The following is a 24,351-nucleotide window of genomic DNA, read 5'->3' as shown; positions in this document are numbered from 1 at the left end:
ACTCTCTTTATTTGATGATTTCTAAACGAACGCGATTTTTATCGCACCAGTAGTAATTTCGATTCATTATGAACAAAGATATAAATAAGAGCAACTCTTCTCCCCTCCCTACGGGGGAGGCGTTGGGAGAGAGGCTTCGAGCCGATTTCCCCATCCTCTCTCGTGAAATATACGGCAAGCCGTTGGTCTACTTTGATAATGGTGCAACTACGCAGAAACCCCGCCAGGTAGTAGATGCCATTACGGACGAGTATTATTCGGTGAATGCCAATGTACATCGCGGGGTGCATTTCCTCTCGCAGCAGGCTACGGAGTTGCATGAGGCATCACGCGAAACGGTGAAACGTTTTATCAATGCCCGCAGCTCAAATGAGATTGTCTTCACCCGTGGTACGACGGAAAGTATCAACCTGCTTGTCTCCAGCTTTGGTGAGGAATTTATGCAGGAGGGTGATGAGGTGATTCTTTCTGTGATGGAACACCATAGTAACATTGTTCCCTGGCAGCTGCTTGCTGCTAAGCGTGGAATTGCCATCAAGGTGATTCCGATGAATGACAAGGGCGAACTCTTGTTGGATGAATACAGGCAGTTGTTCTCCGAGCGTACCAAGATTGTCAGTGTAGCGCATGTCTCCAATGTACTAGGTACGGTCAATCCCGTCAAAGAGATGATTGTTTTTGCCCATGAGCAAGGTGTTCCAGTGCTTGTGGACGGTGCCCAGTCCATCCCCCACATGTCGGTGGATGTGCAGGACTTGGATGCCGATTTCTTCGTTTTCTCAGCTCACAAGGTGTACGGTCCTACGGGAGTAGGCGTGCTTTATGGTAAGGAGGAGTGGCTGGACAGGATACCTCCCTATCAGGGTGGTGGAGAGATGATTCAGCATGTCTCTTTTGAAAAGACCACCTTCAATGAGTTGCCGTTCAAGTTTGAAGCTGGTACGCCGGATTATATCGGTACTACCGGACTTGCCAAAGCTTTGGACTACGTTTCGCTGGTTGGGATGGACAAGATTGCCGCCTATGAACACGAATTGATCCAGTATGCCATGCGACGGCTGAAAGAGATTCCCGGTATGCGTATCTTTGGTGAGGCAGAAGACAAGGGTAGTGTCATATCGTTTCTGGTAGGGGATATTCATCATTTCGATATGGGGACGTTACTTGACCGGCTTGGCATCGCTGTGCGTACGGGACATCATTGTGCCCAACCGTTGATGCAGCGTCTTGGCATTGAAGGAACGGTGCGTGTTTCTTTCGGACTTTACAATACTAAAGAGGAAATAGATATCCTGGTTGCCGGTGTCAATCGTGTCCGGCAAATGTTTTAGGCTGTTTCTGCAACTTTTTGCCTGCTTCGTGCGTCTGATAGTAGTAAATAACTTAAAAAGAATAAGATTATGTTAGTAACAACAACCCCGACCATTGAGGGTGGACGTATCACCCGCTATTATGGTATCGTTTCCGGTGAAACGATTATCGGTGCCAATGTATTCCGCGATTTCTTTGCCAGCATCCGCGACGTGGTGGGTGGGCGAAGCGGCTCTTATGAAGAAGTGCTGCGCGAAGCTAAGGAGACTGCTTTGCGCGAGATGCAGGAAAATGCCCGTGCTATGGGTGCCAATGCCGTGATTGGTGTAGACCTGGATTATGAAACGGTAGGAAGTAGTGGCAGCATGCTGATGGTTACAGCCTGCGGTACGGCAGTAACGGTGGAGTAAGTGCCCTCAATCTTTATGGTCAGCGAATTGAAAGAAGTGATTCCATTGCTGAAAATCGCTTGTGTTGTTATAGTTTATTGCATTGCTTTTTGCACCCCAGCTTGCCGTACATTGACGTTCTGTTTGTTATATACAAATAGGAATTCTGTTTGCAACTCAATTTGCTTGAGAACTTGTTCTACCCTCAGCTGGGCATTTTGAATGCTGACTTTGGCATTCTGAGAGTAGCAGTTCCCGCTGTATACCTGAAATATAATAAGCAAGAGAAGGAATAATGTGATTTTCATGGGTTTGCAATAATTGCTTAAAATCTAATTTTTTTAGATAAAAAGGCCTCATCAACAAAATTTTTCTCATATCTTTGTCACTGTGTTAAGTTAATAAATTGATTAAGGTCGATTTTTGACTGTTTCGGATCGGAAAGTATGGGGGTACTTTCCGATCTTTTTTCTTACTCATATATAACAATTGAATCCTTTTCTTCGTTGATGCGGAACTTGAAAGGATGGTCTTTCGAGATAGTCCGCAGTATATGTTCTATACCATCCTGCTCTCTGAACTTGTCGGTAAAGCTACTGTAGTTCAGCAGTAGGAGACTGGCAGCGGTTATTTTTACGTTATGGTATTTTTCAGTCTACTGAGGATGCCTCTGAATGGAGTGTTTTTAAAACAGTATAGTCTCTCTTTCCAACGTAGATATTCATAAGAAGGACCGTTTTCTTGTTTTTGGCTACTTCAAAGTAGGTCTCTCCGTCTAGTTCCACATTCCGTTCGTTGCGTCCGAAGTTGGTGGTATATTTCATGGTAGACTTGGAGTTCAGTCATACGCGCATTCCATCGGCAAGGATAATCTGTGCCCGTTGTCCGGCAGGTACGGTGATTGTTTGCAATTGTATCTCCTTGTTATATCGAAAATCGGAGGTGATGAAATAACCGATAATGGTGACGGTGGCTATGCGGGCCGTCCAGCGGAGCATCGGCATGATGCGCTTCTGCTTATAAGCAAAGGCCAAAAACTTTTCTTGGTTTTCCTGGAAAAAGCGTGTGAAAAGATTCATAGTTTGTAGGCTTCTTAAACCGGACCTTAATTGAGGCTTTTTATGGAATATAGGGCTTTTCAGAACAAAAAACATGATCTTTTTGGAATACGCAAGTATTGTGCCTTGTTTTTTCGGAACCATTTCTGGCCGTATTGACAAAAAGAAAGCCTGATGGAGTTCCACCAGGCTTTATATGCTTAAAGAATAAGAGATTTCTTATTTCTTTTCCGGTCTTTCTTGTCTTTCCGGTCTTGGAAGCAATACTTTGCGTGACAGCTTGAACTTTCCAGTCTTCGGGTCGATGTCGAGAAGTTTTACGTCTATCTCGTCTCCTTCCTTGATTCCGGCTTCTTCTACAGTTTCCAGACGTTTCCAGTCGATTTCAGAGATGTGGAGCAAACCGTCCTTACCCGGAAGGAATTCAACGAATGCGCCGTAAGGCATAATGGAGCGTACCTTGCCTTTGTAGACTTCGCCTACTTCAGGTACAGCCACAATGCCTTTGATGATACGCATAGCATCATCGATGCTCTTCTTGTTGGTACCGGCGATTTCGATTCTACCGATGTTGTCCACTTCTTCAATTGTGATGGTGGCACCGGTTTCTTCCTGCATACCTTGGATAATCTTTCCACCAGGGCCGATAACAGCACCAATGAATTCTTTGGGGATGGTCATTGTCTCGATACGCGGAGCGTGAGGTTTCAGGTCTTCGCGAGGTTCTGCGATGCATTCGGTGATTTTACCCAGAATGTATTCGCGGCCTTCCTTAGCCTGCAGCAATGCCTTTTCGAGGATTTCGTATGAAAGACCGTCTACTTTGATGTCCATCTGAGTGGCGGTGATACCGTCTTTTGTTCCGGTCACTTTGAAGTCCATGTCGCCCAAGTGGTCCTCATCACCGAGGATGTCGGACAATACGGCATATTTGTCTTCGCCTGCATTCTTAATCAATCCCATGGCGATACCTGATACCGGTTTCTTGATTTTCACACCTGCATCCATCAATGCCAGAGTTCCGGCACATACGGTAGCCATGGAAGAAGAACCGTTTGATTCGAGGATGTCGGATACTACGCGTACTACGTACGGATAGTCTGCGGGAATCTGCCCCTTCAAGGCACGCCATGCTAAGTGGCCATGACCGATTTCACGGCGGCCTACACCGCGTTGTGCCTTAGCTTCGCCTGTAGAGAACGGAGGGAAGTTATAGTGCAGAAGGAAACGTTCTTTTCCGTGTTCCAATACGTCGTCGATAATCTTCTCGTCCAACTTGGTACCTAAAGTCACTGTAGACAAAGACTGTGTCTCGCCACGTGTGAAAATAGCGGAGCCGTGAGGGCCGGGCAGGTAGCTGGTCTCACACCAGATAGGACGGATTTCGGTGGTCTTACGTCCGTCAAGGCGTTTGCCTTCGTCCAGAATGGAACGGCGCATCGCCTCTTTTTCCACATCATGATAGTAACGGTCGATGAGGGCTGCCTTTTCTTCCAATTCTTCTTCGGAGAACTGTGCCTTGAATTCTTCGCGGATGGCATCGAAAGCATCCATGCGTTCGTGCTTGTTCTTGTTTCCGGAAGCGGCGATGGCATAAGCCTTGTCGTAGCAAGCGTCGTGAACGGCTTTACGAAGTTCTTCGTCATTCACTTCGTGGCAATATTCGCGTTTCACGGTAGAGCCTACTTCCTCTGCCAGTTCCATCTGTGCCTTACACTGAATCTTAATGGCTTCGTGTGCGGCCTTCATAGCTTCCAGCAAGTCCTGCTCGGAAACTTCGTCCATTTCGCCTTCCACCATCATGATGTTTTCATAAGTGGCGCCCACCATCAAGTCCATATCGGCTTGCTCCAGTTGCTCAAAGGTAGGGTTGATGACAAATTGTCCGTTGATGCGTGCTACGCGTACTTCGGAAATAGGTCCGTTGAAGGGGATATCTGAAACTGCAAGTGCGGCAGAAGCAGCGAGTCCGGCCAGAGCATCGGGCATATCTACGCCGTCTGCCGAGAAAAGAATGATGTTTACGTATACCTCTGCATGGAAATTATCAGGGAATAAGGGGCGGAGAGCACGGTCAACGAGGCGGCAAGTGAGGATTTCGTAGTCAGAAGCGCGTCCTTCACGTTTTGTGAAACCGCCGGGGAAACGTCCGAATGCGGAGAATTTTTCTTTGTACTCTACTTGTAATGGCATGAAATCTGTTCCGGGAACTGCGTCCTTGGCGGCACAAACAGTAGCTAAAAGCATGGTGTTGCCCATACGAAGCATTACAGAACCGTCTGCCTGTTTTGCCAGCTTTCCCGTTTCGAGCGTGATGGTTCTGCCATCAGGAAGCTCGATCGTCTTAACAATTGGGTTAATCATAAAAAATGTTTTATATCTAATTTTCTTTCAAAATTCGTGCAAAGATACATAATTTATTCATGTAAAATGGTGGGAATGAGATAAAAAGTTTGTATTTAGTTGTTTTTTGCTGTTTTCTATATGTAAGAACGTGGGAAAATGCTTTGACTGAACTTGAAAAGAAGTATATTTGCAGGCACGTTTGCAAAACAAAACTGAAGATACGATATGAAGAAAATCTTTTTTATGGCACTTACTGCAATAGCATTGGGTGCATGTAATTCCGAACCTAAATTCAAAGTAGAGGGTGAAGTGTCTGGTGCCGACGGCAAGATGCTTTATTTGGAAGCCTCGGCATTGGAAGGTATTGTCCCTTTGGATTCTGTAAAACTGAAAGGGGATGGTTCTTTCCACTTCAAGCAGGTACGTCCGGTGTCTCCGGAATTCTACCGTTTGCGGGTAGATGACAAGGTTATTAATTTCTCGGTAGATTCGACGGAAACGGTTTTGGTAAGGGCACCTTATACCGATTTTGCCACTGCCTATACGGTCGAAGGTTCTCCGAACAGCTCGAAGATAAAGGACTTGACCTTGAAGCAGATGAAGCTTCAGGATAATGTGAATGCATTGCTGCAGTCGGTGCAGGCACATAAGATAGGCGCTGATGTTTTTGAGGATAGCCTCGCTTCTTTATTGAAGAATTATAAGGATGAAGTGAAAATCAGCTATATTTTTGCTGCTCCCAATACGGCTACCGCCTATTTCGCCTTGTTTCAGAAGTTGAATAGTTATTTGATTTTCGACCCTCTGAACAATAAGGAAGACGTTAAGTGTTTTGCAGCCGTGGCAACCAGCTTGAACAATTATTATCCGGATGCAGACCGTTCCAAGAACCTCTACAACATTGTAATAAAGGGAATGAAGAATACCCGTACTCCGCAACAGAAGGTGGTGGAAATCCCTGAAGAGGCAATTTCCGAAACCGGCATCATCGACATTAACCTACGTGACATGAAGGGCAATACACGTAAGTTGAGCGAATTGAAGGGCAAGGCTGTTATTGTGGACTTCACTGTTTATCAGAGTGCCGTTTCTGCTACACATAATTATATGTTGCGTGACTTGTACGACAAGTATGCTGCCCAGGGATTGGAAATTTATCAGGTTTCTCTGGATGCAGACGAGCACTATTGGAAAACAACTGCCGACAATCTACCTTGGATTTGTGTGCGCGACGGCAATGGAATTTATTCGTCTATAGCGGCTTCTTATAATGTGAAGAATGTGCCTTCTGTGTTCCTGGTCAACAAGAACAATGAGTTGAGTGCCCGTGGAGAGAGTATTAAAGACTTGGAGGCGGCAGTGAAAGCATTGCTGTAACATGTTATAAATAAGAAGTTTTCGTTTAAATATGTTACAAAGCAGCCTTTTATGCTTGACACGCATTGCTTAAAAGGCTATCTTTGCAAAGGAAAATCGGAAAGAGGGTTCCAGCATGCTGACCATGTTGGAATTCTTTTTTGTTTATAGTACCATTAAAAACTAATATAACATTTAAGGAGGAAAAAGTATGGCTTATATGTCAGAAGACGGCTACAAGAAATTAATGGCCGAATTGAAACACCTGGAGACGGTGGAACGTCCCAAAATATCGGCTGCCATTGCCGAAGCGCGTGACAAAGGTGATTTGTCGGAAAATGCAGAGTATGACGCTGCCAAGGAAGCTCAAGGTATGCTTGAGATGAAAATTAACAATTTGAAGCTGACCATTGCCGACGCCAAGATTATTGATGAGTCGAAGTTGAAAACCGATTCTGTACAGATTCTTAATAAAGTAGAGCTTAAGAACGTGAAGAATGGCATGAAGATGGTTTATACCATCGTTTCCGAAAGTGAAGCCAATCTGAAGGAAGGAAAGATTTCCGTGAATACTCCGATTGCACAAGGTCTGCTTGGCAAGAAAGTAGGTGACATCGCAGAAATCAAAGTTCCGCAGGGCATGATTAACCTGGAAGTAGTGAACATATCATTTTAAAGGAAGGCAGGTCCGCATACGGGCTTGCCTTATTTTATAATTTATAGCTATGGCAACAATATTCAGTAGAATTATCGCAGGTGAAATACCTTGCTACAAGGTGGCGGAGGATGACAGATTCTTTGCGTTCCTTGACATCAATCCGTTGGTAAAAGGTCATACATTGGTCATTCCCAAGCAGGAAGTAGATTATATCTTCGATTTGAATGATGAGGATTTGGCGGCGATGCATGTTTTCGCCAAGAGAGTGGCGCTTGCCATTGGCAAGGCCTTCCCGTGTAGAAAGGTAGGAGAAGCGGTATTGGGGCTGGAAGTGCCTCATGCGCACATACATCTGATTCCTATGCAGAACGAAAAAGATATGCTTTTCTCCAATCCCAAACTGAAACTGACGGACGAAGAATTCAAAGCTGTGGCGGAAGCCATCCGTGCAGCGCTTTAACCGGTTTATTTTCCTCCCCTAAATAAACGGAAGCGGGAGTTGGGACTCATCCAACTCCCGCTATTTTTTATCTTCGGCACCTATCCTTTAATTCTTAATTTAAATGTATTTTTCTCCCAATTTTATCTGGGCGTCATTCACATATTTGCGGATGGTATGTTCTTCATCCTTCTTGCAAATCAGTAATACATTGTCCGACTCAGCTATGAGATAACCTTCCAAACCGTCGATAACAGCAAGTTTGTTGTCGGGCAGCACCACGATATTGTCTTTACTGTTATAGATGAGTGATTTGCATTTTAGGGCTACATTGCCTGCTTCATCTTTAGGAGACAAATCATACAAAGACCCCCAGGTTCCTAAATCAGACCAACCGAAATCACCTAATGATACATATACATTGTCAGCCTTTTCCATGATGCCGAAGTCTATGGAGACATTAGGGCAAGCAGGGAAGTTCTCATCAATGAATTGTTTCTCCCGGGCTGTTCCGTACACATCTTTGCCAGGGGCCAGTTTGGAGGCCAGCTCGGGCAGCAGGGCTTCGTTTGCTTTAATGATGGTATTTACGTTCCACATGAACAGGCCGGAGTTCCAATAAAATTCTCCGCTTTCCACGAATACTTTTGCCAGTTCCAACTCGGGCTTTTCGGTGAAGGTTTTTACCTTGTAGAAGTTATCACCGGCGGCTTCGGCTATCTGTATGTAGCCATATCCGGTTTCCGGACGGTTGGGCTTGATGCCGAGTGTCAGCAGGTTGTCCGATACGGAAACGAAATCCAGCCCTTTTTCGATAGCTGCCAGAAATTCACCTTCCTTCAGAATTAAGTGGTCCGAAGGAGCTACCACTATATTGGCGTTCGGATTCAAGGCGTGGATATGATAGGAAGCCCATGCGATGCAGGGGGCTGTATTCCTGCGCGTCGGTTCCAGTAGAATCTGTTCGGGCTTAAGTTCGGGAAGTTGTTCCTTTACAAGGTCGGCATACAAGTCATTTGTTACGATAAGTATATTTTCCATGGGAATTACTTGCTTGAAACGGTCGAAGGTTTGCTGTAGCAAGGAACGTCCCGTACCAAAGAAATCCAGAAACTGTTTTGGAAGTGTTTTGCGGCTGAATGGCCAGAAACGGCTGCCTATTCCTCCACCCATAATTACACAGAAATTATCCTTATTGGTTACCATGCTATTGATTTTAAAAGTTTCTGCTAATGTACTGCATATTTTACAAATAAGGAATGATTCAAGCTGGTTTTATCGTTTTTTTCGACTTTTTTTAGGAAAAGTATTGCAGGTTTAGAAAAAAGCTGTATCTTTGCACCGCATTTGAGAAATCAAACATGCCCAGATGGCGGAATCGGTAGACGCGCTGGTCTCAAACACCAGTGGATTCACTTCCATCCCGGTTCGACCCCGGGTCTGGGTACGAATAAACCCTGATAATCGCTTGATTATCAGGGTTTTCTACTTTCATAGGGCGTACTAAATGTGTACTGAATGACGAATACAAAGAAAAGGTGTACTTTTATAGTTTTTCTCCCTGCGTCTTTATGATTTCTTAACTATTACCTTATCTTTTCTTCCTTATTATTGCCGATGTTTTCGGGAAAAGTGAGATTCTTACCTTATATTTGTAGTAAGAACGTTTAAAGGCACACGATTATGGAAAATCATATAGAAACCAATTTCAGAGAAATACAGAAGATATTAGATAGTTGTATAGCGCATGACTATAAAACTAAAGTAGATGCACTATTTTTAAAACGTGAATATTTGACGCAAGCCCAGCTAAAGGATTATTTGCGGCAAGAAATTTTCCGTGTGACTGAAAATATTGTAGCCATCCAACAAAAATACCGTGTCGTGCGTAACATTGTATTGGATATGGATATTCCCGATTTTTTGTGGGAAAGTGGTTATTTTGAGGACTTGAATTCTGATGAAAGAAAAAAGTATATCGGTTTCCGCTGCTCTGATTTTGATATGGATGCATATTTGCATGAACCGTCCTGTTATGATGGGTGGCTTCCTTATTTGTCCATTATCGTTAATCTTGTCGTGCTTTCCAAATATTTGCGCTATCTGCAAGAACAGGAAAGCAATTACCATACAGATGCGGTTGCCATCCAAGAGCAAGCCTTGCCAAAAGAGAAAGAGGAAAGTGCAGATACTAATCCAACCAAGATTGTGGGCAAAAGCAATCCTTTCAAGTCCACGTTGAAAGCTAATGAAATCAAACTTCTGACCGACTGTGTGAATGAAGCGAATATGTTTACTACTACCGTCAGTGCCAAAATACTTACCGATTTTTTCAACTGCAAACTGAATGGGGTATTGAAAGTTAATAATACCCGTCTGTTAGCCTATCTTATGATGCAACTTAGCTGTTATAATTACATCGTTTATGAATGGCAGTCTGTCATAGCAAACAATAAGCTGATATTGAAGAAGATAAAAGGTGAACCGCTTACACGTACTGACCTGTCGAGTGCGACAGACCAAGCGAAAAACATCTATCCGAAAGGATATGAAATCATAGACAAATACATCAAACAACTGCAAAAAGGTTGAGCATAGATTGAACGCTCAAACAAAGGTCAATTAGACTTCATTTTCAAGCTCTTAACTTTGCCCTCGTTAACAAAAAAACGAGGGTGCGCACCTTCATATTGTTTCACCTAAATTCCTAAACAATATGGAAAAAAATTTAGAGTTAAGAGTTTCCGAACTCGAAAAGATGTTGTTCCTTTCAAAGAACGTGCTTAGCTTCGATGAAGCGAGCAAGTTCTTGAACCTTTCTAAAAGTTACCTGTACAAGCTGACTTCGGGTAACTTGATACCCCATTACAAGCCGCAGGGCAAAATGCTTTATTTTGAGAAAGCGGAGTTGGAAGCATGGTTGCGTCAGAATCCGGTCAAGACGCAGGCGCAGATAGAGCAGGAAGCGCAGAAGTATATCCTTAACCGTCCTCTAAAGAAATAACGGCTATGGAAAATAGAAAAGCGACAGAAGCCGGGCAGGACATCACCATGCAGAAAGAGGATTTCGCAGCCCTTTGGAAAACCATTCATCTAAAGGTGACGGACACTTACGAAGTACCGCCCGAAATACTTTGGGTGAACGGCTCTACCATTGGCACGCTGGGTAATTTCAGCGCATCCACGGGTAAAGCCAAGAGCAAAAAGACATTCAACATTTCCGCTATCGTTGCGGCAGCGTTGAAGAATGACGAGGTACTGAAGTATTCGGCATACCTGCCACCGAACAAACGGAAAATCCTCTATGTAGATACCGAGCAGAGCAAATACCATTGCCACAAGGTCATGGAGCGTATTTTGCGGCTTGCCGGACTGCCTACCGACAAGGACAGGGACGATTTTGTTTTCATCGTGCTAAGGGAGCAGACACCCGACAAGCGGAAACAGATTATCGGTTATATGCTTGAAAATATGCCCGATGTGGGGTTGCTCATCATTGACGGAATCCGTGACTTGATGTATGACATCAACAGCCCCAGCGAATCGACTGACCTAATCAACCTCTTGATGCGCTGGTCAAGCGGATATAACCTGCATATCCATACCGTACTGCATTTGAACAAGGGGGATGACAACACAAGGGGGCATATCGGTACGGAACTGAACAACAAGGCTGAAACCGTCCTGCAAATCACGAAAAGCCAGCAGGACGGCAACATAAGCGAGGTAAAGGCGATGCACATACGTGACCGGGAATTTGACCCGTTCGCATTCCGTATCAATGACAACGCTTTACCCGAAATCGTGGATGATTATGTATTCCAACAACCTAAGCAGGACAGGAATTTTCCGCTTACGGAACTGACTGAACAGCAACACCGGGAAGCGTTGGAGAACGGTTTCGGCAAGCAGGTGGTACAAGGCTATTCTAATGTCATAGCGACATTGAAACAGGGTTATGCGAGTATCGGCTACGAGCGTGGACGCAATGTTCTTGTGTCACTTAACAAGTTTCTTGTGAACAAGCGCATGATTGTGAAAGAGGGCAAGGGCTACCGCTATAATCCCGATTTCCATTATTAAAAGTCAGTTTGGTTTAGTCCGGGTGTATATACAAGAGGAACGGACTTACTATTTCCCTGTATCGGAACAGGCAGGTTTAGTATGGTACGGGTATATATATGACGGACTAAACAGGACTGGTACACTTTTCAACTGTTTTTTAGTCCCCAAAAAAGAAAATGTTATGAATATCGAAGATGTGAAACAAATACCCATCGCAGACTATCTGCACAGTTTAGGTTATTCACCTGTCAAGCAGCAGGGTAATGGCTTGTGGTATAAATCACCGTTAAGGGAAGAATGCGAAGCGTCCTTTAAGGTGAACACTGACCGCAACCTTTGGTATGACTTTGGCGCAGGCAAGGGCGGTAACATCATCGCACTGGCAAAGGAACTCTATTGCTCCGACAGCCTACCATACCTTTTAAACCGGATAGCGGAACAGACACTGCACGTCCGCCCGGTCAGTTTTTCTTTTCCCCAGCGGAGGACAGAACCGAGTTTCCAACATTTGGAAGTCCGTGACTTGACCCATCCGGCATTGCTCCGTTACTTGCAGGGGCGGGGTATCAATATCGAACTGGCAAAAAGAGAATGTAAGGAACTCCATTTTACAAATAACGGCAGACCGTTCTTTGCTATCGGTTTCCCGAATATGGCAGGAGGTTACGAGGTTCGCAATTCCTTTTTCAAAGGCTGCATCGCCCCGAAAGACATCACCCATATACGGCAGCAGGGAGAGCCGAGAGAGAAATGTTTGGTATTCGAGGGTTTTATGGATTATCTTTCTTTCCTCACGCTCCGGATGAAGAACTGTCCGACCATGCCCGACCTTGACAGACAGGATTATGTCATACTCAACTCTACTGTCAACGTGCCGAAAGCCATTGACGTGCTGTACCCATATGAACGCATCCACTGTATGCTTGACAATGACGAGACGGGGTATAAGGCGACACAGGCTATTGCATTGGAATACTCCTACCATGTGCGTGACTTCTCGGACAATTATAGGGGCTATTCAGACTTGAACGATTACCTGTGCGGCAAGAAGCAGGAACAGAAGAACAGCACCAGCCAAGTACAGGATATAAAGCAGGAAACCGGACAACGTGCCGCCCCAAGACAGAAAAGGGGCAGGGGGATTTAGTCTGGCAGGATTACCAACGGCAGGCGGTTTAATTTGGAGAGCAAGGTTATGTTTCGGTAAACCGAAACTACCTTGCTTTGCTCACCGCAAAGAAAATTTCTCCCGTTGGTCGCAATTTTTAAGATACCATTTAAATGTAAAAACCTATGACGAATATAAAGGATAAGCCGGGGGGACGTCCGGCAAAGAAACGGATAGAGAAGCAGCAACGGGTTGTCAGTACGAAACTGACCGAGTTGCAGTATTACGCCATCAGAAAGAGAGCCGGAGAAGCCGGGTTGCGTGTCAGTGAGTATGTCCGGCAGGCAGTTGTTTCGGCAGAGGTCATACCCCGGCTGAACAGGCAGGATGCGGACACCATCCGCAAACTGGCAGGGGAAGCCAACAACATCAACCAGTTGGCGCACCGGGCGAATGCTGGAGGTTTCGCACTGGTGGCGGTGGAACTGGTGAAGCTCAAAAACCGGATTATTGAAATCATAAACCATTTGTCAGATGATTGGAAAAATAAAAAAGGGAAGCGGGTTTAAGGGCTGCGTAAACTATGTGTTGGGCAAGGAACAGGCGGCTTTGCTCCATGCGGACGGGGTACTGACAGAAAGTCAGGGAGATATAATCCGCAGCTTCTGTATGCAGACCGGGATGAATCCCGACTTGAAAAAGCCAGTCGGACATATTGCGTTAAGCTATTCGGCAGTGGATGCACCCAAATTGACAGACGAGAAGATGATACAGCTTGCGCAGGAATATATGCGTGAAATGAAAATTACCGATACGCAGTATATCATCGTGCGCCATCAAGACCGGGAGCATCCGCACGTGCATATCGTGTTCAACCGTATAGACAACAGCGGCAAGACTATTTCGGACAGGAACGATATGTACCGTAACGAACAAGTATGCAAGAAGCTGAAAGCCAAACACGGGCTTTATTTCGCTGGTGGAAAAGAACAAGTAAAGCAGCACCGCTTGAAAGAGCCGGACAAATCGAAATATGAGATTTACAACGCTGTAAAGAATGAAATCGGAAAGTCCAAGAACTGGCAGCAGTTACAGGAACGGTTAGCGGAAAAGGGTATTACTATCCTGTTCAAGTATAAGGGGCAGACGGGCGAGATACAGGGCGTTTCCTTTTCCAAAGGCGAATACACGTTCAAGGGTTCGGAAATAGACCGTAATTTCAGTTTTTCCAAACTGGATAAATGTTTTGGGAATGTAGGGCAGACGACAGTCGGAAGCAATAAGCAGACGATTACCGCACCTATTCAGAAATCGGTATCAGTATCCGACAAAGCGGATAATTCTTTTATTGCAGGTTTAGGCAGTCTGTTTTCCGGTTTGTCAGCCCCGGCTGATGAAATGCCCGATGATTCCTTTTTGAGAAAGAAGAAGAAAAAAAAGAAAAAACAACTAAAGTTATAAGAGTATGGAGGAAAATTTGATTTTAGAGGGGCTTCTCTCAATGGTTACAGAACTGAAAGAGAAGCAGGAAGCACAGGTAACGCCAGCCAGTCGGGAGGAAACTCTCGAAAGACTGAACGCAATCGAACAGGCATTGTCGGAATTGCACAGCAACCCAGCTATTCTCGAAAAAGATTTGCAGGCTATTCGAAGCCAACTTGACGACATAAGAAACGGGATGCAAGGTCAGCAGAAACATATCGAGGACACCAAGAAAATAGCATTGGAAACTTATCGTTGTTTCAAGGTAATGATTGATGCTTTGGGTTCTTGCAAGACGGATAAAGAGGAAGCTATGCCCTTATCGCTCTATCAACGGATTTACAACAAGGTCGCTTCTTGGATTCGTCCGGGATTGTTTCTTTTTTCGGCAGTGCTGGTTATCTGTTTCGCTTCCATATTCTTGAATGTCCGTTTGGCTGAACGTATGCAGCAGTTGCAGGACAACGATATGAAATACCGCTATTTGCTGATGCAAGGACAGGTAGACGGGGAAACTTTTGATATGCTGGAAAACAAGTTCAAGTGGCAACGGGATAACGGTTTTATCCGAAGTCTGACCGATTCAGTGATAGATTTTGAATACCGCATCCAAAAGCAGGCGGAAGCACTGGAACGTGCAAGGCTGTTGAACGAACAAGCCGAGCAACTAAAGAAAGAAGCCGATAAGTTGGGTAAGCCATAAACAGAGAAAGCCGGAACGGATGAAGCACATTCACCGTTTCGGCTGTTTTAATTCATTTCTTTTTCTTCGTGCAGTGTTCTTTCTCGAACTGGCGTAGCGTGGTAATGCTGAACCTTTCTTTAATAAACTCTCGGACATCGGAAGCCTTGTAATACACTTTTCCGCTGATTGTGAAGTACGGCAGCACACCGATAGCCCGGTAACGTTGAAGGGTTTTGATACTTACTTTGAACAACAGACACAAATCTTGATTATCCAACAGGTTATCATCTTCGGGCAGCACCTTATCGGCGTTACGCAACACCCGTACATCTTTGCAGAGTTCTTCCAGTTTGGCATACAACTTCTGCATCCATTCGCCAAATTCATCATTTTCTATATACATAATTGCTTCATATTTCAGATTATACCTTTTGTGAATTGATGAAGCAAAATTCAGAAAAAGAATGCAAAAAAATTACGGGGGCGCACATGGAATCCATTATAAATAAATCATAAAGCACTGATTATCTATATCCTTTTTTGTCATGTTCCTTTCGGATAAGGTCTGCCAGTCCATTAAGAAATTCTGTGAGTTTGCCCGGCTTTCGTTTTATCACGTCCTCATGCTTTTGGTGACAGTCGCTTATCTTGATGTTAAACAACCATTCAAAACCTTTGGATAAATCTACCAAATAGGCAGGTTTGCCGTTCTGATAAACAATGTCTTTGGAGAGGAACAGACCGCTTACCATTTCCATGATGTTGATAAGGGCTGTTTTGTCAGCGAGATAGAGAGGGGAAAGGCTTTGTTTTTCAATCCGCTGTTTGAGTTGTTCCGGGTATTTGATGCGCCATTCAATAAGGCGTATTTCTGTGTTTAAAAGTCCTATCGCTTCATCAATTAGATGCAAATAGGGCATTTTTTTCTTGCTCAAACCGTACACGGTATGACTTAAGACGATATAAACCAAAAGAAAAATAGCGGAGTAATACACTATAATCTTGCTCGTTAATACTGAAATTGGCTACATGGATAGCTAATTCTTCAACAGCTTTTGTTAGTTCAGATGCGGAAACTTTGCGCTGTGAGTATTCCGATAGTAATCGAAAAAAACTCTGTTGTAATAATGCTTTCATCTATTAATATTTTTAATTTCATAATTAGTTAGTTCGTCTTTTATAGAATTTTACTTATATCATTGGGTGTCTTAAAATAATAGTCGGCACGTATAGGATTAGATACATTATTGCTCCATAAAACCAATCCGGAATCAACACCGGCATTGTTAGCACATTGAATATCATAAATACTATCACCAATATAGAGAGCGTTTTCGGGGCTTACATGGGCTTTAGCCAAATATGCTACTAAGGGTGCTGCTTGGGGCTTATGTTCATCAGTATCATCGGCACATACAATTGTGGAAAAATAGTCCGCTAACCCTAATGGCTCAAAATCAGAATAATATTCTTGATATGTTTTGGAGGTTACAATGCCTAAAATATAGCCTCTTGATAAAAGGGATTGCAAGCATTCTTTGATACCTTGAAAAGGTTGAATAGTGTGCTGGAGCAATTTCATATTCCTATCCCATCGTTTCAATGCATCTTCTATGTCGAGTACTTTGAGTAATTCCAACGCATTTCTTCCGGTAATGCCTAAAGCAAATTTCAGACTTTCATATTGAGGTGCGCGTCCTGTTATTTCTGTAATTGTTTTTATTAAAGAGTTGATGACTGCATATTCCGTATCTATCAATGTACCGTCTATGTCGAATACGATATGTTTATATTTCATGTGTTTGATTTATTAGTCAAATAATACTTGCCAGTTTCTATCGTAGTAAGCTGAAAAGCACATTTTAATTTGTTCTTCGTTATTTTTCTCTTTTGCAAGAATAGGTAATTCTTCCAATCCGAAATAGGCACTCTCATCCGTTTCAATATTGGGTCGGAAATATCCGCTTTCAATCTCACAAAGAACAAAAATTTTACAAACATTGTAGGCATAGGGGGGAATATTATGCAAATTTCTATCTTGTATAGCTATTATCCGGATAGCTTTTACATTTAATCCTGCTTCTTCTTTTACTTCTTTTTCTGTATTAGTCTTGATACTCTGATTTATATCGACCCAACCACCGGGCAAAGACCAAGTTCCATTTTTCTCTTTCACAAGCAGTATTTTATCATCTTTGAATATAGCAGCTCGTGTATCTAATTTAGGAGTTTGAAATCCAGTTTCATTGCAAAACAGATTCTTTACTTTTTCTATGGGTATTTCACTTTGCAGACTAAGCATTTCTGCTGCAATTTCTCTAATGCGTTCAAAGCGTTCTATATCAAATACATCTTTGGAGTATGTCAATCCCCCTTGGGCAATGAATTGTAGTTCTTTTGCCCATTCAAGCCATTGTGGTTGTACTATTTTATTCATATAGTGAATGTTAGTATCGTTATATTGATTTACAAAGGTATGGAAAATGAAATTCTTTATTTTTGTCCTATGTTAAAAAATCATCGGCTTGACCGGATTCTGCTAAGAGAAGGTTGTGTTATTCCTAAAAAAGAGGCAATATGTCCTAAAGTCACTCGGTGGAAAATGCTGGGATATTCTTTTATCAACTTTTCATAACGTTCTTGGGCAGACAAGTTCAGCCGGGAAATATGAATGTCCTGTAAAAGTAGAAAATTTTCTTGCTGTAACACTCTCATCCAATTGGCAATGTCAATACGGGATTTATATAAATCATTCAACTTGTCTATAGAAATGGAGTAGGTTAAAGTTTCTTCTAAGGTTTCTACATATTCAAATCCTGCTTTGTGTCGATATAAATCCCATGAACCACAAGTCGCATCGCCTTCCATAGAAAACCATGTTGTTATTTCTTTTCCATTATGCAGGATATATGAACGTGTTATTCCTTTTTCTATGAAATAGACTTGATTGTCAAAGTGTCCAGCTTGTATAATGATAGTTTTAGCGGGGAAGGTTTGTCGTTTGAAACAACACTTTAATAGGTTCAATGAATTATCCGAGACAGGATAGTATTCTTTTATTTTTCTTATTATATTATCCATTATCAATGTTTTTGCTCTTTCTACAAAAATAATAAAACAGAAAGGGATAATATTGTTGCATTCATAGTTTAAAAAGGAATTTGACTATTTTTAGCAAGGTGGGATGAAAAGAGAACCACGATGTGGATATGTGATATAGGCAAAAGAAATAGGTGGTGCTAAACTACGTTTAGTTTATCCCTTTGTCTATATAGCCAAAACGAACTAAACCAATTTTTATTGACAGCTAGAAACGATACTGGCGAAAAAAGAAATAGTATTACCTTTTTCGCCAGTATCGTTTTTAGCAATCTTTTTCAGTCTTGATTTATCCTTAATAGTTTGAGGAAGAAATGAACTCTTTTATTTCTTCCTCGGTTGGAAGTTCTATCATGTACTTCTGTACAAAGATATTCGGGTCTAATCCGGCAGTGGCATATTTAACTAATGTATCTCCCTTTTCGGTGCAGAGCAAAATGCCGATAGGCGGATTATCATCCGACTGCATCACTTCTGCTTTAAAGTAGTTGAGGTACATATTTAACTGTGAAGCATATTCATGGCGGAACTTGTCTATCTTTAATTCCACAATAACATGGCATTTCAAAATACGGTGATAGAACACAAGGTCAGTAAAGAAATAATCTTCATCAATCAAGATACGTTTTTGCCGAGCTTCAAAGCAGAAGCCATGTCCCATTTCTAACAGGAAGCGTTGCAGATTGTCAAGAATGGATTGCTCCAAATCGTTTTCTGTCACTAATGCACGTTCATTCAACCCTAAGAATTCCAAAGTAACAGGGGTATTGATTACATCTTTGGGCTGTAATAAGGTTGCTTGTTGTTGGACTAAAGCGGAGAGTGCTTCTTTGTTTTTGGATAGTCCGCTACGTTCGTAATATAAAGACGCTATTTGCCGCTCTAACTCTTTTACAGACCAGCATCCACGAATAGTTTCCATTTCATAGAAAGCACGTTTTATCGGGTTCTCAATTCCTGATATAGTATTTAAATGGGTGGAAGATAATCTGTTGAATAATCTATCAGCTGGAATCATCCATGTTTCGGTTTGTGGGTATTTTGTTGATAGCTTCCAAACGCCATTTTCAGATCCGGCGGTCACCAACCGCCGGATTGGTTCAGTGAATTCGGCGGTCAATGACTGCCGAATTTGTATTTGTGATGCAATATATTGTGTGACAGACTCTTTTAGCTGTGGATAAACAAGGTACAGTCGTCTAAATTCCCTGAATCTACGTTCATTCAGACCTTTTGTTTTCAGTCGTTGCTCCAGCTTCTTCAACAGTTGTTCACCGTATGCGGCACGGTCTTCTCCGTTCTGCTCAAATTCCACGATATAGCACCCCATAAGCCAGTTACGGGAAGTAAGGGCAAGGTTTACAGCGTGTGCGGCTTGTGCCTGCAACGTGTTCTGTATCGTGCTGATATGTTTTACTAATGCTTCAAAGTTCATAGTTACAAAGATAAGTCTTTTATGGTTAAAACTTTAGTTCGGGCAAACTGTTTATTGCTTCCTCTTTTAATTTATCCACCGCACGGGTGTATTTTTCTGTATGTTTCAATCCGCTATGTCCTAAAAGGCTGGCTACGGTTTTTATATTTGCCCCATTGTTCAGAATGTTCACGGCAAACGAGTGCCGGGCACAATGCCAGCTTATATGTTTGTCTATCCCGGCTCTCTTTACCCAACGCTTTACTGATTTACAGCAGCTTTCGTAAGTAGGCAAATCGAATATCAAACAGTTTTTGTCTGCCGGGGCTTCGCCAATGATAGACAATAGACCGTCATTCAGAGGAATAACCACACCGCTACTGGCTGAATGTCCCTTTGTTTTGCTTTGCTCAAACTTCAATAACCGATTACCATAATCCACATTCTTATAGGTCAGGTCTTTTACATCACAGAAGCGCAGACCGCAGTATAGGCAGAAGATAAAAGCCCGTCTGACATTCGGGTTCTCGTTGTCATAATGGCAAGCCGCCAGCTTTTGTATTTCTTCGGGAGAAAGAACATCTTTCCGAAGCATTTGGCTATCCACTTTGCAGGTAACACTTTTGCATGGGTCTTTCAACATTACATCGTGGTCAATCGCATATCGAATAACTTTCTTAAAACGCTGGTAAATGCTTTTAGCTCCCTCACCCACACTTCGGGATTGCAAATAGGCTACAAACTGCTCCATCATTTCTTTGGTAATAAGTTCCGGTTTGATACTAAACTCATTCATGGGGTATTGCTCTTTTAAGAAGTCCTTAAAACGGCTAAGCGCAATTTGTACCATGCGAATATCTTTCTTGGTATAACTGTTGATATAGGCTTGGAAATAGTCTAAGAAATTGACCGTTCTATCTTTTTTTAACCGATAGCCCAACATACTTTCTTTAAATTCCTGCTCACGCTCTGCACGTATCTTTGTAGCAAGTTCCAACGTTTCTTTGTTCTGCTGACGTTCCGCAGGGGTACGGGGCTTATCTATCAGATACAGACTAAGGTTTTCTTTTCGCCTGTTGTGCTTTACTGCAAACTTGGGCTTGCCTTGCATCTTTCCACTATCATAGTACACTTGATTGCCGTTTTCATCTAATACGGGCTTTTCCTCTCTACCTAAATAATACTCTAAGTAAAGGCTAATTCTACCATCCGAGAGCTTATTTTGCTCTAACTTGGGGTTTTCTTTCGTTTTATTTTCTAACTTTGCCATTGTTTAGAGGTTTTATCCCGATTTAGGTACCATAACCGGGTGATTACGCTAAATAGTTGATTTTCTTTTGTTTTCTGATATTGCAAAGGTACAAAAGAAAATGATATTTCAAAGTGTACTAAAAGTGTACTGAATAACAGAAAATGGGCAAAATATGGCAAAAATGGAGAAAATAAGAAGCATGCAAGTTATTGATAATAAGGTGAATAAATTCTTTTGTTTTCCTATGATTTCTATGGTTTGTACCGGGTCTGGGTACTGAAGCGGAGAAAGTTGAAAAACTCTCTCCGTTTTTCTTTTCTACTCCTCGTAACTCGTTGGTTTGCTGATAGATTAAATCAAGAACTTTATTGTAAGAATTGGTTCGATATGTTTTTCCATCAAATTCGATTTTTTCGGGAAACATCGAACTTATCAGCTTAATTTTCACCCCTACAGACGCATTTCTTATATAGCTATCTATATTGTTTATCAGATTGATAGAGTAGTTTAGTTTTGGTTCGATATTACTACGGTTAGGGTTCTCACGCATTTCAATCTGTTGTTGCATGGCTGAGGCTTCTTTGGTGTATCTCTCCAGCATTCTATTATATTGTTCTTTGGTTAAATCTCCGTCCAGATATTTATCTTCAATGCTGTTGATGCGTTTTTGGACGGTAGAAAGTTCATTTTGCAGTGCTGCTGCTTCTTTTTTGCTTTCTCCTTTGCGTTCGTTTTGCAAATCCTTTAGAATTTCGTTATACAAGTCCAATACCGTTTTATTGGGCTTTAATTGGGCTGTGTATCGAGCGAACTCTTCGTTTACGTTCTCTGCTCTCATTCTTATATGTTTTTGATTGTTGCAGCAAAAGTAGTAGGTGTATTTGCCGCCATTGCCCGAACTTGTCGCACCAGTTAGGGCACAACCACATACGGGACAAATTAAAAACTTCCGCAAAAATAAGTCAGGATTTATGGCTTTGGATAGTTTAGGTGTTTTCTTTCTTTTGCCGTCTAATATTTCTTGAACTTTATAGAATGTTTCTTCATCTATAATTGCTTCATGTTCACCGTTTACATAATATTCGGGTTCTCCTTTGTATGCTGGCACACGAATTTTACCGATATAAAATTTGTTGCGTAGCATTTCAAGAAATGAACTTTCGGGTATATTATATCCTTTTCTTGCAAACTTCCTGCGGATATAACAAGGTGTTTCAATGCCTTTAGCCACTTCTTTAAACATGGCTTGTATAAATGGTGCTGTATTGGTATCTATTTCTACATGGGTTTCATGTTTGCTAATACGTACATTCTTATATCCTCTTGGTGCTTTATTAGCGCATTTTCCTTTTGCTAATGTTCCATGAATGCCGTCCATTGTGGCTTTTGACCTCTTGATGTTGTCGCATTGTGCCGAACCTATGTGTACTCCCAATAATAGGGGCCAAGTGTCAGAATTGAAGTCTAAAGGTGCTTCGATTGCGTTTGGTTCAACTCCCAATTTGAGTAATTCTTTTAAGTTCTCACTGGCACTGATAATGTCTCGTGAATATCTATCCCACCGTAAGAATAGTAACTTGTTTACTTTACCTTTGTTTCTACGTATATAGTTCATTATTCCTTGTATGACAGGACGTTTCTCAAATGTTTTAGCACTCTCGTCCTCTCTGTATGGGATATCGTCAATGATGTTATATCCCATTTGGTTACAATACTTCCGTAGGCGTTCTTCTTGTACGTCTAAGCTGGCTCCTAATGTTTGTTCATCTGAACTTACTCTACAATATATTATCACATTTGCATTCATAATTCTTGTTTTCTAGTTAATGCTATTTTTTTCATTCTCTATCTGCAATTCTGCTAATAGGTATAGATATTGTCTCACTATTTTTACTTGTTCATTATCGTATTTTTCTTTACATTTATTGAGTATCATTGCGCATTGTTCCAATGGTATCATTAGATACTGGTATTATTGTGTTGCAATGTATGATGCAACTTATTCTTACACATTCAATCAATCCACAAGACAAGGAAGTGCCTAGGCATGAATGTGCTTCTTGCCCCATATATCATTATTTGAAGTAAAAGATATTTTTTTTAAATGAATTGATGTACCAACATTGCAAATATACGACCTATAGATATAATTACCACTTTTGATGTGTAAATTATGTTAATTGGGTTAATTTTCGCAAGGTGTTGATACTTGTTCCCGTCAGTTTTGAGGTATTTCGGAGTGAATACCCTCTTTTCAGTAGTCTTAATTCCTCTGCATACTCTTCCCTCATAGCCTCATCACTTTTCGTATATCCGATTCTTCGTCCTACCTTACCACCATTGTTACGGAAGTTCTGGTAACCACTTGCAACACGTTCTCTAATAGTCTTGCGTTCCATTCGTGCTACTTCGGCAAGTATAGTGATAAGAAACTGGCTCATAGGGTTGATTTCTCCCTCTGGAGTAAGCGTTTCAATATTATAGTTTTGGATGAATACTGATACTTTATTCTGATTTAATATTTCTATGGCTTGTAATACTTGTAGGGTATCACGTCCAAGTCTGGATAGTTCGGTTACTATTACTTTGTCTATATTGTGGGAGTTGATGTAGTCAATCATATTCATCAGCTCTGTACGTTCTGTGTTCTTTTTCGCTCCAGATACTTTTTCTGCAAATACAGCCTCAACCGTCCAGTTGTTTGCTGAGGCTAATGCTTGCAAATCATTAATTTGGCGTTCATAGTCTTGTGTGCCATTAGTACTGGAAACTCTTGCGAAGATAACTACTTTTTTCATGGTGTTACTTGTTTATGGTGCAAAGATAGTGATGTATATTTAATATAAATCATTTATGGTGTTAAATAAGGCTAGAAATATGGTAAATATTAAATATTTATCATTTCTTTGTCAGATAAAAAATAGATAAAATGAAAAATAAGCAAGAAAGGACGGTTGTCCATGTAGAAATATCTGGACTTCATTTCTACTTTGGCTCTTTAACTGCCGTTTATACCAGATTTACATCAGAGCAACTTGGTGTAGCATTAGGGACATTACGGAATTACCGAGTAACGAGTGATAAATCGTATCAAAACAGTAAATGTATTATCCGAAAAGGGATTTTGGTAACAGTACAAAAATCAACGGTCTAAGCATTATTGTTTAATGAGAATTAACTATCTTTGCAGTGTAATCATAAAAAGAATAAGCCTATGGCATAAAACAGATAAAAGACATATAAAATAAAAAAGCGTTAGCTTGTATTCTTGCTTTTCAGAAAATCGCCAATTTAATGAAGCAACCAAGAGTAAAAGTTGATGCTCACGCTTATGGCGTGGGCTTTTACTTGTTTATGGTTGCATGGTGTTTGGCGATACCTCTGAAAGCGTAGACAAAGTTTAGTCCACGCTTTTTATTTGTCTATACTACAGAAACTTGGATTGAAAGAAGAATATTACTAACAAAAAACGAATTTGAATGATTACAGTTTCATATAAAGATTTTATTTCTAATAGTGGAAATATTCAATTAGAGAAGACGGAAGATAAGCTACACAGTCTGTTTCTGGTAGATAGCAAAATTAAATTGGAAGAAATGGATAGAGTTTATACTATTGAAAATATAGAAGACCTCATTAGTGTCCCATAAAAAATAGGGACTAGTTAAACATTAAATAAATTTGGCCCA

General features: G+C 41.7%; 27 protein-coding genes, 1 tRNA gene and 1 pseudogene. 15 read left to right on the top strand and 14 right to left on the bottom strand.

Annotation, left to right across the window (positions count from 1 at the left end; all coding sequences use genetic code 11):
* Positions 1-68: 68 nt before the first annotated feature.
* Both E5355_RS16740 and E5355_RS16735 read left to right on the top strand, forming a co-directional pair.
* Positions 69-1,331, top strand: a complete 1,263-nt coding sequence (locus tag E5355_RS16740; protein ID WP_136011220.1) for a cysteine desulfurase — start codon at positions 69-71, stop codon at positions 1,329-1,331.
* A gap of 69 nt (positions 1,332-1,400) precedes the next feature.
* Complete coding sequence (locus E5355_RS16735; protein ID WP_136011219.1) at positions 1,401-1,721, top strand: heavy metal-binding domain-containing protein; 321 nt, start codon at positions 1,401-1,403, stop codon at positions 1,719-1,721.
* A 156-nt stretch (positions 1,722-1,877) separates the two neighbouring features.
* On the opposite strand, the gene E5355_RS16730 is transcribed toward E5355_RS16735, so the two are convergent.
* From E5355_RS16730 to pnp, 3 genes and pseudogenes are all read right to left on the bottom strand, one after another.
* Positions 1,878-2,078 (bottom strand): hypothetical protein, encoded by a 201-nt coding sequence (locus tag E5355_RS16730; RefSeq protein WP_168354368.1) that lies wholly within the window; start codon positions 2,076-2,078, stop codon positions 1,878-1,880.
* Positions 2,079-2,172: 94 nt separating this feature from the next.
* Positions 2,173-2,779: pseudogene (locus tag E5355_RS16725) on the bottom strand (FecR family protein).
* Between the two features lie 198 nt (positions 2,780-2,977).
* Positions 2,978-5,122: a polyribonucleotide nucleotidyltransferase gene (gene pnp, locus E5355_RS16720; protein WP_117599776.1), complete on the bottom strand. Its 2,145-nt coding sequence runs from the start codon at positions 5,120-5,122 to the stop codon at positions 2,978-2,980.
* 207 nt (positions 5,123-5,329) lie between these two features.
* On the opposite strand from pnp, the gene E5355_RS16715 reads away from it, so the two are divergent.
* From E5355_RS16715 to E5355_RS16705, 3 genes are all read left to right on the top strand, one after another.
* Complete coding sequence (locus tag E5355_RS16715; RefSeq protein WP_136011218.1) at positions 5,330-6,481, top strand: thioredoxin-like domain-containing protein; 1,152 nt, start codon at positions 5,330-5,332, stop codon at positions 6,479-6,481.
* A gap of 190 nt (positions 6,482-6,671) precedes the next feature.
* Complete coding sequence (gene greA, locus E5355_RS16710) at positions 6,672-7,136, top strand: transcription elongation factor GreA (RefSeq protein WP_005824394.1); 465 nt, start codon at positions 6,672-6,674, stop codon at positions 7,134-7,136.
* A gap of 49 nt (positions 7,137-7,185) precedes the next feature.
* The gene (locus tag E5355_RS16705) at positions 7,186-7,578 is read left to right on the top strand and encodes an HIT family protein (protein WP_117599774.1); all 393 of its coding nucleotides are present in this window, start codon (positions 7,186-7,188) and stop codon (positions 7,576-7,578) included.
* Between the two features lie 99 nt (positions 7,579-7,677).
* Here E5355_RS16705 and E5355_RS16700 read toward each other — a convergent pair whose 3' ends face one another.
* Positions 7,678-8,763, bottom strand: coding sequence for a mannose-1-phosphate guanylyltransferase (locus E5355_RS16700; protein WP_136011217.1), 1,086 nt, complete (start codon positions 8,761-8,763; stop codon positions 7,678-7,680).
* A gap of 157 nt (positions 8,764-8,920) precedes the next feature.
* Here E5355_RS16700 and E5355_RS16695 point away from each other — a divergent pair.
* From E5355_RS16695 to E5355_RS16660, 8 genes are all read left to right on the top strand, one after another.
* Positions 8,921-9,004: transfer RNA gene (locus E5355_RS16695), tRNA-Leu, on the top strand.
* A gap of 236 nt (positions 9,005-9,240) precedes the next feature.
* The gene (locus E5355_RS16690; protein WP_057098943.1) at positions 9,241-10,149 is read left to right on the top strand and encodes a hypothetical protein; all 909 of its coding nucleotides are present in this window, start codon (positions 9,241-9,243) and stop codon (positions 10,147-10,149) included.
* Positions 10,150-10,273: 124 nt separating this feature from the next.
* Positions 10,274-10,561: a helix-turn-helix domain-containing protein gene (locus tag E5355_RS16685; RefSeq protein WP_005944327.1), complete on the top strand. Its 288-nt coding sequence runs from the start codon at positions 10,274-10,276 to the stop codon at positions 10,559-10,561.
* Positions 10,562-10,566: 5 nt separating this feature from the next.
* Positions 10,567-11,640 carry an AAA family ATPase gene (locus E5355_RS16680; protein ID WP_136011216.1) on the top strand — a complete coding sequence of 358 codons (1,074 nt, stop codon included), beginning with the start codon at positions 10,567-10,569 and terminating at the stop codon, positions 11,638-11,640.
* Positions 11,641-11,803: 163 nt separating this feature from the next.
* On the top strand, positions 11,804-12,769 hold the full coding sequence (locus E5355_RS16675) for a toprim domain-containing protein (protein ID WP_057099597.1): 966 nt from the start codon (positions 11,804-11,806) through the stop codon (positions 12,767-12,769).
* 146 nt (positions 12,770-12,915) lie between these two features.
* Positions 12,916-13,299: a MobC family plasmid mobilization relaxosome protein gene (locus E5355_RS16670; protein ID WP_055221609.1), complete on the top strand. Its 384-nt coding sequence runs from the start codon at positions 12,916-12,918 to the stop codon at positions 13,297-13,299.
* Entirely contained in the window at positions 13,265-14,191 is a 927-nt protein-coding gene (locus E5355_RS16665) for a relaxase/mobilization nuclease domain-containing protein (RefSeq protein WP_055221611.1), read from the top strand. The genes E5355_RS16670 and E5355_RS16665 overlap by 35 nt, the downstream gene beginning before the upstream one ends.
* A gap of 4 nt (positions 14,192-14,195) precedes the next feature.
* Entirely contained in the window at positions 14,196-14,915 is a 720-nt protein-coding gene (locus tag E5355_RS16660; protein ID WP_055221613.1) for a hypothetical protein, read from the top strand.
* Between the two features lie 52 nt (positions 14,916-14,967).
* Here the strand turns inward: E5355_RS16660 and E5355_RS16655 are convergent, their stop codons facing one another.
* The 10 genes from E5355_RS16655 to E5355_RS16605 all read right to left on the bottom strand — a co-directional run bounded on the left by E5355_RS16655 (position 14,968) and on the right by E5355_RS16605 (position 23,460).
* Positions 14,968-15,300: a helix-turn-helix domain-containing protein gene (locus E5355_RS16655; RefSeq protein ID WP_008761988.1), complete on the bottom strand. Its 333-nt coding sequence runs from the start codon at positions 15,298-15,300 to the stop codon at positions 14,968-14,970.
* Between the two features lie 121 nt (positions 15,301-15,421).
* A complete protein-coding gene (locus tag E5355_RS16650) occupies positions 15,422-15,841 on the bottom strand; it encodes a hypothetical protein (protein WP_008761989.1) in 420 nt (139 codons plus the stop codon).
* A complete protein-coding gene (locus E5355_RS16645) occupies positions 15,795-16,034 on the bottom strand; it encodes a hypothetical protein (RefSeq protein WP_004323787.1) in 240 nt (79 codons plus the stop codon). The genes E5355_RS16650 and E5355_RS16645 overlap by 47 nt, the downstream gene beginning before the upstream one ends.
* A 40-nt stretch (positions 16,035-16,074) precedes the next feature.
* Positions 16,075-16,695 carry an HAD family hydrolase gene (locus E5355_RS16640; protein WP_135959648.1) on the bottom strand — a complete coding sequence of 207 codons (621 nt, stop codon included), beginning with the start codon at positions 16,693-16,695 and terminating at the stop codon, positions 16,075-16,077.
* 12 nt (positions 16,696-16,707) lie between these two features.
* Complete coding sequence (locus E5355_RS16635) at positions 16,708-17,334, bottom strand: NUDIX hydrolase N-terminal domain-containing protein (RefSeq protein ID WP_135959649.1); 627 nt, start codon at positions 17,332-17,334, stop codon at positions 16,708-16,710.
* 80 nt (positions 17,335-17,414) lie between these two features.
* On the bottom strand, positions 17,415-17,978 hold the full coding sequence (locus E5355_RS16630) for a Crp/Fnr family transcriptional regulator (RefSeq protein ID WP_121766361.1): 564 nt from the start codon (positions 17,976-17,978) through the stop codon (positions 17,415-17,417).
* A 313-nt stretch (positions 17,979-18,291) separates the two neighbouring features.
* Complete coding sequence (locus tag E5355_RS16625; RefSeq protein WP_135959650.1) at positions 18,292-19,431, bottom strand: PDDEXK nuclease domain-containing protein; 1,140 nt, start codon at positions 19,429-19,431, stop codon at positions 18,292-18,294.
* Positions 19,432-19,456: 25 nt separating this feature from the next.
* Positions 19,457-20,680 carry a site-specific integrase gene (locus E5355_RS16620; protein ID WP_015546403.1) on the bottom strand — a complete coding sequence of 408 codons (1,224 nt, stop codon included), beginning with the start codon at positions 20,678-20,680 and terminating at the stop codon, positions 19,457-19,459.
* Between the two features lie 118 nt (positions 20,681-20,798).
* Positions 20,799-22,469: a recombinase family protein gene (locus E5355_RS20260; protein WP_328515076.1), complete on the bottom strand. Its 1,671-nt coding sequence runs from the start codon at positions 22,467-22,469 to the stop codon at positions 20,799-20,801.
* Positions 22,470-22,833: 364 nt separating this feature from the next.
* Positions 22,834-23,460: a recombinase family protein gene (locus tag E5355_RS16605; protein ID WP_136011215.1), complete on the bottom strand. Its 627-nt coding sequence runs from the start codon at positions 23,458-23,460 to the stop codon at positions 22,834-22,836.
* Positions 23,461-23,591: 131 nt separating this feature from the next.
* On the opposite strand from E5355_RS16605, the gene E5355_RS16600 reads away from it, so the two are divergent.
* Together E5355_RS16600 and E5355_RS19560 are read left to right on the top strand one after the other, a co-directional pair.
* A complete protein-coding gene (locus E5355_RS16600) occupies positions 23,592-23,816 on the top strand; it encodes a hypothetical protein (RefSeq protein WP_136011214.1) in 225 nt (74 codons plus the stop codon).
* Positions 23,817-24,141: 325 nt separating this feature from the next.
* Positions 24,142-24,312 (top strand): hypothetical protein, encoded by a 171-nt coding sequence (locus E5355_RS19560; RefSeq protein WP_168354367.1) that lies wholly within the window; start codon positions 24,142-24,144, stop codon positions 24,310-24,312.
* Positions 24,313-24,351 lie beyond the last annotated feature (39 nt).

Origin of the sequence: Bacteroides muris (ex Afrizal et al. 2022) (assembly GCF_004793475.1) — a bacterium.
Taxonomy (GTDB): Bacteria; Bacteroidota; Bacteroidia; order Bacteroidales; family Bacteroidaceae; genus Bacteroides; species Bacteroides muris.
Note: the sequence above shows the minus strand (reverse complement) of the source record. Positions and strands in the feature narration are given on the sequence as shown.